The organism is Pseudomonas sp. ASL7 (genome assembly GCF_056680375.1).
Genome location: NZ_CM155279.1, coordinates 3,993,381 through 4,007,675, shown reverse-complemented (window position 1 = coordinate 4,007,675; position 14,295 = coordinate 3,993,381). Strand labels below are relative to the sequence as shown.

Here is a 14,295-nt window from a genome sequence, read left to right as displayed (position 1 = left end):
CGCCCGATTGAGGTGTCCAAAATCATTAGGCCAGTTCAGGCTCGCTCCTACAGGGTTCCCGTGAAGCGACGATGCAGGCAAGATGAAGGTCTGCAAGTCAGAACACAGGATGCTGATCGTGACCGAAGCTTTTATTATCGTTCAAACCGCCGAGCAAGCCGTGGACCGGCTTGCACTCTTGCACAATCGTGCAACCACCGCGCTGAACCAGGCGCTCAAGCGTTACCTCAAGGACCGTATTGAGCCGGACGCCGAACAGCGTGCGATGTTCCGTTATCCTGAACTGCGTCTGACCTACCATTGCCAGGGCGAAGTCCCGCAGACCACGCGTGCCTACGCCAAGGTTCAGTTGCCGGGGACCTACAGCGTCACCGTCACCCATCCCGCAGCCTTCCGTAAATACCTGCTGGAACAGCTCGTGCCGTTGATGCATGACTTTACCGTGACGGTCGAAGTGGGCATCAGCCAGCAGAACATTCCCTATCCGTACGTGGTTGAGCAGGGCGAAGAACTGGCCGGCTCCGGCGTGACCGCTGCCGTACTGGCGCGGGTGTTCCCCAGTACCGACCTGTCGGCCGCCACCGATGGCATTGCCGACGGGTTGTACGATTGGGAAAACACCGATCCGCTGCCGTTGGCGTTGTTCGATGCGGCGCGAGTGGATTTCTCGCTGCGCCGACTGGTGCATTACACCGGCAGCGACTGGCGTCATGTACAGCCGTGGATTTTGCTGACCAACTACCACCGTTATGTCGACCAGTTCATCGTCCATGGCCTGGAGCAGTTGCGCAGTGATCCGCGTTTCGTGCGGATGGTGTTGCCGGGCAACGTGATCATCGAAAAGAGCATGGATCACGGCGAAGCCTCGGCGATAGCGGCGGGTGTGGTCTGGCATCGCTACCAAATGCCGGCCTATCACCTGATTGCCAGCGACGGCCATGGCGTGACCCTGGTGAACATCGGTGTCGGCCCGTCCAACGCCAAGAACATCACTGACCATTTGGCCGTGCTGCGCCCGCATTGCTGGCTGATGATTGGTCACTGTGGCGGCTTGCGTCAGTCGCAGACCATTGGCGACTACGTGTTGGCTCACGCCTACATGCGCCGCGACGGGATTCTCGACCGGGTCGTGCCGCCGAACATTCCGATTCCGGCCCTGGCCGAAGTGCAGATGGCGTTGCAGCAAGCGGCGGCCAACATCACCGGCGAAAAGGGCGATCAGCTGAAGAAACGCCTGCGCACCGGCACTGTGCTGACCTACGACGACCGTAATTGGGAGCTGCGTTGGGCTCAAGAACGTCCGTTGATCAACTTGTCCCGCGCTGTTGCCGTGGACATGGAAAGCGGCACCATCGCAGCGCAAGGTTATCGCTTGCGAGTGCCTTACGGCACGCTGCTCTGCGTCTCCGACAAACCCTTGCACAGCGAAATCAAGCTGCCAGGCTCGGCCAACGCCTTCTATGAGCGCGCGGTCAGCCAGCACTTGAAGATCGGTATCGAGGCGGTGGATTTGTTGCGCACGGAACTCAACTCGCTGCACTCGCGCAAATTGCGCAGCTTCGACGAGCCGCCATTCCGCTGATAGATGTCATGGTCATTTGGCGGTCGGGGCACTAGCATTAGCAGCCCTGACCGTTAGATGTTCTTTTCCCCATGTCCCGTCCTCAACGTCCCGTTTCCCGCCGCCCTGGCGTGAAGCCTGCGCCATCGTCCTCAGCCCCGCGCCGCGTCGCCAAAGCGCCGCCGGCCGAGCCGAAGCTGATTCTGTTCAACAAACCGTTCGATGTGCTGACGCAATTCAGCGATGGCGAAGGGCGGGCGACGCTCAAGGACTATATTGAGATTCCGGGGATTTACCCGGCAGGACGGCTGGACCGTGACAGTGAAGGCTTATTGTTGTTGACCAACGACGGCCAGCTTCAAGCGCGGATCGCCGACCCGAAACACAAACTGGCCAAGACCTATTGGGTGCAGGTGGAAGGCGAGCCGAGCTTTGATCAGTTGCAGCGCTTGCGCGATGGCGTCGAGTTGAACGATGGAATGACGTTGCCAGCCGAGGCGCGGCAGCTGGATGAGCCTGAATTATGGCCGCGCAACCCACCGGTGCGCTTTCGCAAAAGCGTGCCGACCCATTGGCTGGAGCTGGTGATTCGCGAGGGACGCAACCGTCAGGTGCGGCGCATGACCGCTGCGGTCGGCTTGCCGACGCTGCGGCTGGTGCGGGTCAGAATCGGCGACTGGACGATCGAAGGGCTCGATCAAGGCCAGTGGAAGGAAGTCCCGGCGCGTTTATGAGTGGTTTTCGATGTACGCGATCACCACGCTTTTGACGACGAACGCGAAAATCCCCAGGCCCAGCACGAAGAACAGGATGAGCGTGCCGAACTTGCCGGCCTTGGACTTCTTCGCCAGATCCCAGACGATGAAACCCATGAAAATGATCAGGATGGTGACCAGGCCGGTCATCATCCACTCTTCAAATACTGCAGGATCCATCGAACATCTCCAGCGCGGGCGGGGCTAAAAAGGGCGGGGCGAGTATACGCCATGGGGGAATGGCGGGGCATTGACCTGCGTCGGTGTGCCTGTAGCAGCTGGCGAAGCCTGCGTTCGGCTGCGTAGCAGTCGTAAATGCTGTATCCATGGTTTACCTGAAAAACCGCGACGTCTGATTTTACGACTGCTACGCAGCCGAACGCAGGCTTCGCCAGCTGCTACAAGGTCTCAGCTACGCAGGCTTCGCCAGCTGCTACAAGGTCTCAGCTACGCAGGTGAGTGAGGGGCAGTTCGGTACTGTTGAGCACCTGGTTCAACACAAAACTCGAGCGCACGCTCGTCACCCCTTCAATCCGGGTCAAATGCCCCAGCAGCAGTTTCTGATAGTGGTCCATGTCCGGCACCACCACCTTGAGCTGATAGTCGGCATCCATCCCCGTCACCAAACTGCACTCCAGTACTTGCGGCAGCGTGCGAATGGCCGCTTCAAAGTTCTCGAACCGCTCCGGCGTGTGTCGGTCCATGCCGATCAGCACATAAGCCGTCAGGCTCAAACCAAGCATTTTGCGGTCCAGCAGGGCGACTTGACGGGTGATGTAGCCGTCATCTTCCAATTGCTTGACCCGCCGTGAGCATGGCGAGGGGGACAGGCCGATGCGTTCGGCCAGCTCCTGGTTGGAGATGCGCGCGTCACGCTGCAATTCCGCCAAAATGCTCAGATCGTATCGGTCGAGTTTGCTCATCAATCAGGCCTTTCTCATAACTATTGCGGAATATTATCTATCCAGGGTTAAAAATTGCGCAAGTGATGTTTATTTGAGCAATCTTCGCAATCCTCTGCCGGTGCCGCGAGTCTATTCTTATCACCAGAATCACTGCTCGGACAAACAGTCCACAGCGGCTCGCCCAATCAGGCCAGCTGCGGTCGCCACTCCCCACAGGGGATGAGCCGGCCCCCGAGCTACACACTGTCCAGAAGACGGCGTGAGGTGAGCCGACGTCATAAGCGTCGAGCACGGACGAAGTTCTCAAGGGGAGGCCGACGGGTCTCCCCTTTTTCTTGCCTGGAATTTCTCGCCCATCCTCAATAAATAAGTTTCGCGACTGATAACCTGTTGCAGAACCGGCCTGCACTTTCCCAGTCTTACGTACAGGCCCTAACCCGCAGTGAGGAAAAGCATGAAGTCGCGCATCTGGCATATGGCCAGTGTTGGTATGTTGTGTGTAAGTGTCACTGCTCAAACGCTGGCCGATGAGCCGCAATACCGTGGCCCCGATGGCGGGCAACACGAGTCGGATGGCCATCAGGGAAACAATCAGGGTCATGGCGGCAATAATCAGCCGCGCCCGCAAAATAATCAGCCTGCTCAAAGCAATCAGCCGCGCCCGCAAAATAATCAGCCTGCTCAGAACAATCAACCACATGAGCAGAACAACAATGGCAATCGAGGTGAATACAACCGTCAGTACGAGCACAACGGCCAGAATCAGAATGGGCAATACCACGCGCCGCACGAGTACAACAATCCGGTCCGGCCACCACCACCACCGTCGCCGAGGCCGCCGGCCAATGAACTGCCGATCCAGGGCCGGCCCGACACAGTGCGCCAGACTCAGCAACCGCAGCATGGCTACTATCAGGATGTTCCGCAGCACAGCGATAATAATCAGCACTGGCAAAACGGTGCTCAGGGTTCACACCCCGATGATCATCGGTGGGAGGGGCGTCCGGAGGGGCATGGCAATGGCTGGGGCCCCGGCCCGCAGTATCGTCCCGGCCATGTAGTCGATCGCTTCCCGGACCGTGAGTTCCGCGTACCTTATCGAGGTCAGGATTACTTCTACTCCGGCGGCTACTGGTATCGCCCGCAGGGCCCACACTATGTGGTGGTGGAGCCGCCTCGCGGAATTCGTGTGAGCTACCTGCCCGATTACGCGAGTGAAGTGTGGATCGGCGGTGCGCTGTTGTTCCTGGCGGCGGGCTCGTATTACGCCTATCAGGAAAGCACTCAGGATTACGTCGTGGTTGAACCGCCCGTGCAACAGCCACCCATGCAACAGCCGCCGCAACCGACCAGCAATGGCTATGACGTAGTGGCCTATCCAGCCAACGGCCAGTCGCCCGAGCAGGTCAATCAGGATGGCTACGATTGCTATCAATACGCGGTGCAGCAGAGTGGCTTTGATCCGCGAACGGTCACCTATCAACCGGACCCGTCGGTGGTGCAAGCCTACCGCCAGGCCCAGGGTAACTGCCTGAGCAGTCGTGGTTATCAGGTTTCTTTCTGAGCTCTGGCAGCCAGTACCGCTTCCCGCGGGTCGGCGTGCACCAGCACTTCGGCTTGCGGGTAGGCGGCGTGAATCGCATCGGCGGCTTGATCGCTGATGCCGTGAGCGACCGACAGGGTCAGGCTGCCCGGTAACTCCAGATGCAATTGGACGAACCATCGGTTGCCGGAAATTCGCGTGCGCAGGTCATGCGCGCCCAAAACCCCGGGTACACCGCAAGCCAGTTCGAGCATGTTCTGGCTGACATCCGGCGGCAGTTCTTCATCCATGAGCACCGTAAAGCTTTCCCGGGCGATCTGAATCGCGCTCCACAGAATGTAGACCGCAATCGCCAGACCAAACCACGCATCCACCTGGCTCCAGCCAAACCCGGCCAATACCAGCGCCACGAGGATGCTGCCGTTGAGCAGCATGTCCGAGCGGTAGTGCAGCGAGTCCGCACGTACTGCGTTCGAACCGGTCGCCTTGACCACCCGATGTTGCAACGTCAGCAACGCCAGCGTCAGCACCAGGGAGAACACAATCACTCCAATGCTGATCCACGGCGCGCCCACGGGCTCCGGATGCTTCAACCGGTCATACGCCTGCAAGGCAATCAACACTGCACTGCCACTAATAAACAGCGCCTGAGCCATGCCGGCCAGTGATTCGGCTTTGCCATGGCCGTAACGGTGATCGTCATCGGCGGGACGCAAGGCGTAATGCACCGCCAGCAAATTAAGCAGCGACGTCACGCCATCGAGTACCGAGTCAGTCAACCCGGCGAGCATGCTCACCGAACCGCTCAACCACCAGGCGATGGCTTTGGCGACGATCAGCGTACACGCGACCGCCACCGAGGCACGGGTTGCCAGCCGCAGCAGGCGGGCGTGTTCGACGCTTGTGATCATAGGTACGGCTTTTCCTTTTAAGTGGCCCTAAGTGCACGGATTACGCAGCAGGTTGCAAGCCGAACATAGCCAATTGCTGAGCACTGCCCTTGTGTTGGATCAGACGCGGGTCATCCAGCGGGAAGTGACGGCCCAGTTCTGTGTCGAGAATAGTCTGCAACTTTTGAGTATCGACCTTGCCGTCGGCGCCGATGGCGTCCTTGAGTTTTTCCGGGGATACCTGGGCGGTCTTGCCCGGTTCGAAATAAATCGCACCGGTGGTGAAGTCCACGGCAAACGCGATCAGGCCAGGAACAATATAGAACAGCAGGCCCACGGCATCGAGGGCAGCGATGGCCGGGTCGATCTTGCCGTCAATCTGACCGCGGCGATCCGGGTAGAAAATCGATCCGCAGGCGGTCACTTGGGTCAGCAGGGTTGCCACCAATACACCGCCAATCAGGCGAAAGGGAACACGCATATGAAATCTCCTGAGTCATGTAGAAAACGAAGCGTCGTCGATATGAATTAGGACAGCAACGAGCGACAAGCCGTTCGCCGTTATACTCGCGCCTCTGTTTGGGAGCCAGCATGATTTCTTTGCCGATTGATGAAGTTTTACCCGCCCTGCGTGAAGCCTTGGCTACACGCCACGAAGCCGTGCTCGAAGCACCGCCCGGTGCCGGTAAAACCACCCGCGTGCCCTTGGCCTTGCTCAACGAGCCGTGGCTGGCGGGACAAACCATCCTGATGCTCGAACCGCGCCGGTTGGCGGCGCGGGCGGCGGCGGACCGTTTGGCCAGTGAACTGGGCGAGAAGGTGGGTGAAACCGTCGGTTATCGCATTCGCCTCGACAGCAAAGTCGGCCCCAAAACACGTATCGAAGTGGTCACCGAAGGTATCCTCACCCGGCGCTTGCAAGATGACCCGGCGCTGGAAGGCGTCGGTCTGCTGATCTTCGACGAGTTCCATGAGCGCAGTCTCGACGCCGACCTCGCGTTGGCCCTGAGTTTGAACGGCCGGGAGCTGTTCCGGGACAATCAACCGCTGAAAATCCTGTTGATGTCGGCAACTCTGGAAGGCGAACGCCTGGCCGGGTTGCTCGACGACGCGCCGATCCTGCGCAGTGAAGGGCGCATGTACCCGGTGCAGATGCGTTGGAGCCGACCGTTCCAGCCGGGCGAATTCATCGAGCCGCGTGTGGTGCAGACCGTTCTCGACGCCTTGAATGACGAAACCGGCAGCCTTCTGGTCTTTCTGCCAGGGCAGGCGGAAATCCGTCGAGTTCATCAACAACTGGCCGATGCGCTGGGCGAGAGCTCGAAGGTGTTGCTCTGCCCCTTGCATGGCGAGCTGGACCTGGCCGCGCAGCGTGCGGCGATTGATCCGGCGCCTGCGGGCAAGCGCAAAGTGGTGTTGGCGACCAACATCGCCGAGACCAGTCTGACCATCGACGGTGTGCGTGTGGTGATCGATGCCGGGTTGGCGCGAGTTCCGCGTTTCGATCCGGGCAGCGGCATGACCCGGCTCGACACCCAGCGCATCTCCCGCGCCAGCGCCACACAGCGCGCCGGCCGGGCCGGGCGCCTGGAGCCGGGCGTGTGCTATCGCTTGTGGTCGCAGGATCAGCACGAGCAACTGGCGGCTTACGCCAGTGCGGAAATTCTCTCGGCGGACCTTGCCGGCCTGGCGTTGCAACTCGGGCGCTGGGGCGTGGCGCCGGATCAGTTAGTGTGGCTCGACGTTCCGCCTGCGGCGGCGTATGCACAGGCTCAGGATCTGCTTGATCGTCTGGGCGCCCTGGACGGCGAAGCGCTGACCCGCCACGGCCAGGCGATGGCCGAACTGCCGGCGCATCCACGCATCGCCCATTTGCTGTTACGCGGGCAGGCACTTGGCCTGGCAGACATGGCCTGCGACGTCGCGGCACTGCTGGGTGAGCGAGATATTTTGCGCGGTGCCGGGGCTGACTTGCACAGTCGACTGGTGCTGTTGTCCGGCGAAGAACGCGCTGCACGCGGCGCTCAGGGCGGCGTGCAACGGGCCCGGCAACTGGCGCGACAGTATCGGGGTTACCTGCGCGGCAAAGCGTCGGAGCCCGTCAGCGATCCCGATCATCCGCGTTGGCTCGGCGCGCTGCTGGCGCTGGCCTATCCGGACCGTGTTGCCCAACAACGTCGGGCCGGTGGCGCGGAGTATCGCTTGGCCAACGGTCGCGCAGCGCTGTTCGCCGAAGCCGACAGTCTGATGAAACAACCGTGGCTGGTGATCGCCGACCTCGGCAGCCGTCAGGGCCAGCGTGAGGAACGGATTTATCTGGCGGCGGATTTCGATCCGGCGCTATTCGATTCCGTGCTGTCGGAGCAAGTGCGTTGCGTCGATCAGCTGGATTGGGATGAGCGCGAGGGTGTGTTACGCGCCGAGCGTCAGCGCAAGGTGGGCGAATTGATCCTCAGTCGCGAACCGCTGACCGGCCTCGATGAAACGGCTCGCAGCCAGGCGCTGGTGAATCTGGTGCGACGCAAGGGGCTGGAGCTGTTGCCGTGGACGCCGGAGCTGCGTCAGTGGCAAGCGCGAGTCGCGTTGTTGCGGCAGTTGGACCTCAACAGCAAACATGAAAGTGAATGGCCGGATGTCAGCGACGCCGCGCTGCTCAAAAGCCTTGAGCACTGGTTGATGCCATACCTGGGGAAAGTCTCGCGACTCAGTCACTTCGCCAACCTGGACCTGTCGAGCATCGTCCATAACTTGTTGCCATGGCCGCTGCCGCAACGGCTCGACGAGCTGGCGCCGCATCATTTGAGCGTGCCGTCGGGTTCGTCGATTCGACTCGATTACAGCGAGCAACCGCCGATTCTGGCGGTGCGATTGCAAGAGTTGTTCGGCCTGGCCGAGACGCCGAGGATTGCTGGCGGCCGGCAAGTGGTGAAGCTGCACCTGCTGTCTCCGGCGCGGCGACCGGTGCAGGTGACCCAGGACCTGGCGAACTTCTGGCGCAGCACTTACGCCGAAGTGAAGAAGGATTTGAAAGGACGCTATCCCAAGCATTACTGGCCGGATGATCCGCTGGTGGCCGAAGCGACCGCTCGGATCAAACCCCGTAAATAGCTCGTTCCCTGTAGGAGCGAGCTCGCTCGCGATGGACTTGAAGGCGCTGCTTGTTTCCAGACAGCACGCGTTATCGTTCACGTCCATCGCGAGCAAGCTCGCTCCTACAAGGGTAGGTGTGACGCTTGGGACTTGGCGGTGAGCTGCTCTCTACAATAATCAGCAAACAACTGCGCCGGTTTGGTCAGTTGCCCGCGCTTGAGCCACGCCGCGACCAGCCCTGAGCCGGTGACGTCCTCGACGATGTCCACGCACACCACTTTCTGGCCGTCGTAGGTGCATTCCGAATGCGGCCGGGTGACCAGGATCGAAAAGCCGAACCCTTGCCCGACCATCCCCCGCACCATCTCGATCGACGGCGAGCTGAAGGCAATGTGCGGCGTCAGGCCGAGTTCTTCGAACAGGCTGACGAAGTAAGTCCGGCTCGGTTGCACGTCCAGCAGAATCATCGGCTCCAGGCACAGGTCGCGCAGCGACACCTGCTTGAGCTGGGCAAAGCGGTGGTCTGCCGGCAGTAACGCGTAAGGCCGTTGCGCCGGCATCAGCGGTTCGGTCTGGATGGTGGCGTCGAGGTCGTGTTCGTAAAGAATTGCCAGGTCGAAGGTGCCCGAGGTCAGGCCTTGCACCAGTTCCTGCTGCTCGCCGTCGCGGATGCGGATTTTCACCCCCGGATACAGCGCCGAGAACCCGGCAATCAACTGTGGCAAGTACAAGGGGGCAACCGTTTCGAAGCAGCCGATATCGATTTGCCCGGACACCACGTCGTTGTCGGCCAGGGCGTTCTGTTCGAATTCCTTGGCCATGCGCAGCAGTTCCTGGGCCTTGCGGTAGAAGCGCGCGCCGCTAGGGGTCAGGGATACGCCCTGGGCGTGGTGACGGATCAGCAGCTGTACGCCGAAGCTGTCTTCCAGGCCTTTGATCGCCGTGGAGATCGCCGGTTGGGCGATGTACAGCTTGCGCGAGGCCTCGGCGACGCTGCCGCATTCGACGGTGGTGATGAAGTATTTCAGTTGACGCAGGTTGTAGGCAGCCACGGCAAACCTCGGGGTGGATGGACTATACATCCAGGCAATTTTCGCGCCGACTGCATCCGTTCTGACGACGGTGTTGTTAGGCCTGAACAATAACCACATAACCGCGCAACCGGGGAGATTGGCTGCCCAGTTTTTTCATGGTCTGCGAAGACATTTTTACTATTTTTCCTGGTCGAGGGCCTGGGCCACCATCCAATTCACAAGAAAAGCCCATGGAGCATCTGAACGTGTTCGAGCTTACATACTGGCAAAACAAGGCCGCTGCACTGCCGTTTCCAGATCAGGCACTGATCGACGGCAAACCCCATTCGGCGCAGTCGGGACAGACCTTCGCCGTGATCAACCCCGCCACCGGCCAGTGTCTGGCTAACGTGGCCGCTTGCGGCGATGAAGACGTGAACGCGGCTGTGCGCAGTGCGCGGCAAGTGTTCGAGGCTGGAACCTGGGCGGCGCGTTCGCCGGGCGAGCGCAAGCAAGTGCTGTTGCGCCTGGCTGATCTGATCATGGATCACCGCGAAGAACTGGCGTTGCTTGATTCGCTGAACATGGGCAAACCGGTGATGGATGCCTACAACATCGACGTGCCGGGTGCTGCCGGCGTGTTTCGCTGGTACGCCGAAAGCCTCGACAAACTGTATGACCAGATTGCCCCCAGCGCGCAGAACGTACTGGCGACCATCACCCGCGAAGCGCTCGGTGTGGTGGCTGCGGTGGTGCCATGGAATTTCCCGCTGGACATGGCGGCGTGGAAACTCGCCCCGGCCTTGGCGGCTGGTAACTCGGTGATTCTCAAGCCCGCCGAGCAATCACCGTTTTCCGCACTGCGTCTGGCCGAGCTGGCGCTGGAAGCCGGCCTACCGCCAGGCGTGCTGAACGTGCTGCCGGGCCTGGGTGAGCAGACCGGCAAAGCCCTCGGTTTGCACCCGGACATCGATTGCCTGGTCTTCACCGGCTCCACCGAAGTCGGCAAATACTTCATGCAGTATTCCGCGCAATCGAACCTCAAACAGGTGTGGCTGGAATGCGGCGGCAAGAGTGCGAATCTGGTGTTCGCCGATTGTCAGGACCTTGATCTGGCCGCCGAGAAAGCGGCGTTCGGGATCTTCTTCAATCAGGGTGAAGTCTGCTCGGCCAACTCGCGCTTGCTGGTGGAACGTTCGATACATGATGAATTCGTCGAACGCCTCAAGGTGCAGGCCGAACGCTGGCAGCCGGGTGATCCACTGGACCCGTCGAGCACCGCCGGGGCGATTGTCGACAGCCGCCAGACTGCGCGCATCATGAAGTTCATCGAGCAGGCCGCACGCCTGGGCGCGACCAAGGTGTGTGGTGGTCGGCAATCGATCTTCAACGGCTCCGATAACTTCATTCAGCCAACGATTTTTACCGGTGTGAGCCCGGACATGCCGTTGTTTCGCGACGAAGTATTCGGCCCGGTGCTGGCCATCACGACCTTCGATGACGAGGCACATGCCTTGCAACTGGCCAACGACAGCGTCTACGGTCTGGCCGCTTCGCTGTGGACCGATGACCTCAATCGTGCCCACCGCGTGGCGCGACAATTGCGAGCGGGCACCGTGTCGGTCAACAGCGTCGATGCACTCGACGTGACCGTACCTTTTGGCGGTGGCAAGCAGTCCGGATTCGGCCGCGACTTGTCGCTGCACTCATTCGATAAATACACTCAGTTGAAGACCACCTGGTTTCAATTGCGCTAATAACAAAAAAACGGAGAACTGGCGATGACCACACCACGTGAAACCCGCGACTACCAGGCCGCCGATGCTGCGCACCACATCCACGCATTCGTCGATCAAAAGGCACTCAACGACGAAGGGCCGCGAGTGATGGTCCGTGGCGAGCGCCTGCACCTGTGGGACAACGATGGTCGGCGTTACCTCGACGGCATGTCCGGGCTGTGGTGCACAAACCTCGGTTACGGCCGCAAGGACCTGGCGGCGGCCGCGACTAAACAGCTTGAGCAGTTGCCTTACTACAACATGTTTTTCCACACCACCCACCCGCAGGTGATCGAGCTGTCGGAGCTGCTGTTCAGCCTGCTGCCGGGACACTACAGCCACGCGATCTACACCAACTCGGGCTCGGAAGCCAACGAGGTGCTGATCCGTACCGTGCGCCGTTACTGGACGATCCTCGGCAAGCCCGAGAAGAAAGTCATGATCGGTCGCTGGAACGGTTACCACGGCTCGACCCTGGCGGCGACGGCGCTCGGTGGCATGAAGTTCATGCACGAAATGGGCGGCATGATTCCGGACATCGAACACATCGATGAGCCGTACTTTTTTGCCCACGAAGGCAATCTGACCCCAGCCGAGTTTGGGCTGCGGGCGGCACAGCAACTGGAAGCGAAGATTCTTGAACTCGGCGCGGACAAGGTCGCCGGCTTCATCGCCGAGCCGTTCCAGGGCGCGGGCGGGATGATCTTTCCACCAGAAAGCTACTGGCCGGAAATTCAGCGGATCTGCCGCAAGTACGATGTGCTGCTGTGCGCCGATGAAGTGATCGGCGGCTTCGGTCGAACCGGCGAGTGGTTCGCCCACGAGCACTTCGGTTTCGAGCCGGACACGCTGTCCATCGCCAAGGGTTTGACCTCGGGTTACATCCCCATGGGCGGATTGATCCTGTCGAAAAAAATGGCCCAGGTGCTGGTGGAGCAGGGCGGGGTGTTTGCCCACGGGTTGACCTATTCCGGGCACCCGGTGGCGGCGGCGGTGGCCATCGCCAACCTCAAGGCGTTGCGCGATGAAGGGGTGGTGACACGGGTCAAGGATGACATCGGGCCGTACCTGCAACAGTGCTTGCGCGAGGTGTTCGGCAACCACCCGTTGGTGGGCGATATTCAAGGCGTCGGCATGGTCGCGGCACTGCAATTGGCGGAGGACAAAACCAGCCGCAAGCGCTTTGCCAACGAGAACGATATTGCCTGGCGATGCCGCACGATTGGCTTTGAGGAAGGGGTGATTATTCGCTCGACGCTGGGGCGAATGATCATGGCGCCGGCATTGATTGCCAGTCGTGAAGAGGTTGATGAGCTGGTGGGGAAGACCCTGAAAGCTGTTGATCGTACGGCTAAGGAATACGGCCGGCTCTGACATTGCCTGAAGGTCCTTCGGACCTTATCGCGAGCAGGCTCGCTCCCACAGTGGTTAGATGTCGCCCTCCATTATCGAGGTCGACACTATTCCAATGTGGGAGCGAGCCTGCTCGCGAATGCTATGGCCCATTCAACACACTTCTCACCTTTTGCACCCACCCCGTGCACCCCCGCCAACACCGCCCTTTCCCAGCGCACGCTACCGCGTTTTTTCTTCGCTCCCAGCGACATATTTCCTAATTTTCCTAATCCCGGGCTTGGGCCAACATCGACTTCGCCAGTCAGCCAAACGATGACCACCGAAGGGTCCATTCAGAGACCGCAGGTAGCATCCGCTTCAAGGCCACTGACCGTACTGCCCATGAAAAAAATAAATCAACAGCTTTGGGAGTGCTCCATGAAAAAGTCCTTGTTTACCCGCTTCGCTCATCCACTGGTTTTCACCGCCATCGCCGCGACGGTCGCCACCAGCGCCCAGGCCGGCACCCTGTCCATCGGTCACACCACGTGGGTGGGCTACGGCACGCTCTACCTGGCTCAGGATCTGGGCTACTTCAAGGAAAACGGCTTGACCGTCGAGTTGCCCGTTGTCGAAGAGGCCTCGATGTACATGGCCGCCCAAGCGTCGGGGGAGTTGTCGGGCTCGGCGTCGACCATCGACGAAGTGCTCAAGTACCGTCCGCAATTTTGCTTCAAGGCTGTCGCCGCACTTGATGACAGCCATGGTGGCGACGGTGTGCTCGTGGGCAAGGACGTCAAGAGCCTGCAGGAGCTGAAGGGCCAGGCGGTAGCGGTGAACGAAGGGTCGACCTCGCAGTTCTGGTTATCGTATCTGCTGAAAAAACACGGCATGAAAATGAGCGACATCACCGTGCAGAACATGACGGCGGACGACGCGGCTACCGCGTTTATCGCCGGTCGCGTACCGGCCGCCGTGACCTGGGAACCGCACCTTTCGATGGTTCGCAGCAAGCATCAAGGCAAGGTCTTGATCGACAGCAGTAGTACGCCGGGGGTGATTGTCGACGTGGTGGCGCTCAACTGTTCGGTCATCGAAAAGCAGCCAGAAGACGTCAAGGCGTTGGTCGCCGGGTTGTACAAAGCAGTGAAATACACCCAGGAGCATCCGCAAGAGGCCTACAAAATAATGGCCAAGGGCGTCGGTGGTTACCTCGCCGATCCGAAGGAACTGGCCGCCGCCGCGCAAGGCGTACGCTTCTACGATCAAGCCATGAGCGAAAAACTCCTGGGCTCGCCAGGCAAGCCGGGCGATAGCGAACCGCTGATCAAACTGGCCAACGAGACCGCCAGTGAGTTGCAGGGCAAGCCCTACAACGTCAGCAATGACGACCTGATCGACAACCGTTTCGTCAGCCCGCTCTAG

12 protein-coding genes are annotated in these 14,295 nt (G+C 60.3%); 7 read left to right on the top strand and 5 right to left on the bottom strand.

Features of this window, described 5'->3' with window-relative positions; translation table 11 throughout:
- Nucleotides 1–82: 82 nt before the first annotated feature.
- Entirely contained in the window at nt 83–1,582 is a 1,500-nt protein-coding gene (gene amn / locus AC1MDT_RS18530) for an AMP nucleosidase (RefSeq protein ID WP_414910636.1), read from the top strand.
- 71 nt (nt 1,583–1,653) lie between these two features.
- Entirely contained in the window at nt 1,654–2,295 is a 642-nt protein-coding gene (locus AC1MDT_RS18525) for a pseudouridine synthase (RefSeq protein ID WP_480418420.1), read from the top strand.
- Here the strand turns inward: AC1MDT_RS18525 and AC1MDT_RS18520 are convergent.
- The gene (locus tag AC1MDT_RS18520; protein ID WP_480418419.1) at nt 2,290–2,496 is read right to left on the bottom strand and encodes a DUF2788 domain-containing protein; all 207 of its coding nucleotides are present in this window, start codon (nt 2,494–2,496) and stop codon (nt 2,290–2,292) included. The two genes, AC1MDT_RS18525 and AC1MDT_RS18520, sit on opposite strands and share 6 nt — an antisense overlap.
- Before the next feature lie 263 nt (nt 2,497–2,759).
- Nucleotides 2,760–3,239: an Lrp/AsnC family transcriptional regulator gene (locus tag AC1MDT_RS18515; protein WP_007894448.1), complete on the bottom strand. Its 480-nt coding sequence runs from the start codon at nt 3,237–3,239 to the stop codon at nt 2,760–2,762.
- Between the two features lie 436 nt (nt 3,240–3,675).
- Between AC1MDT_RS18515 and AC1MDT_RS18510 the strand changes: the two genes are divergently transcribed.
- On the top strand, nt 3,676–4,785 hold the full coding sequence (locus AC1MDT_RS18510) for a DUF6515 family protein (RefSeq protein WP_480418418.1): 1,110 nt from the start codon (nt 3,676–3,678) through the stop codon (nt 4,783–4,785).
- On the opposite strand, the gene AC1MDT_RS18505 is transcribed toward AC1MDT_RS18510, so the two are convergent.
- Entirely contained in the window at nt 4,770–5,675 is a 906-nt protein-coding gene (locus AC1MDT_RS18505; protein ID WP_480418417.1) for a cation diffusion facilitator family transporter, read from the bottom strand. The two genes, AC1MDT_RS18510 and AC1MDT_RS18505, sit on opposite strands and share 16 nt — an antisense overlap.
- A gap of 40 nt (nt 5,676–5,715) precedes the next feature.
- Complete coding sequence (locus tag AC1MDT_RS18500; RefSeq protein ID WP_480418416.1) at nt 5,716–6,135, bottom strand: polyribonucleotide nucleotidyltransferase; 420 nt, start codon at nt 6,133–6,135, stop codon at nt 5,716–5,718.
- Nucleotides 6,136–6,245: 110 nt separating this feature from the next.
- Here AC1MDT_RS18500 and hrpB point away from each other — a divergent pair, with 110 nt between their 5' ends.
- Entirely contained in the window at nt 6,246–8,762 is a 2,517-nt protein-coding gene (gene hrpB / locus AC1MDT_RS18495; RefSeq protein WP_480418415.1) for an ATP-dependent helicase HrpB, read from the top strand.
- A gap of 104 nt (nt 8,763–8,866) precedes the next feature.
- On the opposite strand, the gene AC1MDT_RS18490 is transcribed toward hrpB, so the two are convergent.
- Nucleotides 8,867–9,796, bottom strand: a complete 930-nt coding sequence (locus AC1MDT_RS18490; RefSeq protein ID WP_480418414.1) for a LysR substrate-binding domain-containing protein — start codon at nt 9,794–9,796, stop codon at nt 8,867–8,869.
- Between the two features lie 227 nt (nt 9,797–10,023).
- Here AC1MDT_RS18490 and AC1MDT_RS18485 point away from each other — a divergent pair, with 227 nt between their 5' ends.
- The 3 genes from AC1MDT_RS18485 to AC1MDT_RS18475 all read left to right on the top strand — a co-directional run bounded on the left by AC1MDT_RS18485 (nt 10,024) and on the right by AC1MDT_RS18475 (nt 14,295).
- Complete coding sequence (locus AC1MDT_RS18485; RefSeq protein WP_480418413.1) at nt 10,024–11,514, top strand: aldehyde dehydrogenase; 1,491 nt, start codon at nt 10,024–10,026, stop codon at nt 11,512–11,514.
- A 24-nt stretch (nt 11,515–11,538) separates the two neighbouring features.
- A complete protein-coding gene (locus AC1MDT_RS18480; protein WP_480418412.1) occupies nt 11,539–12,909 on the top strand; it encodes an aspartate aminotransferase family protein in 1,371 nt (456 codons plus the stop codon).
- A gap of 399 nt (nt 12,910–13,308) precedes the next feature.
- On the top strand, nt 13,309–14,295 hold the full coding sequence (locus AC1MDT_RS18475; RefSeq protein ID WP_480418411.1) for an ABC transporter substrate-binding protein: 987 nt from the start codon (nt 13,309–13,311) through the stop codon (nt 14,293–14,295).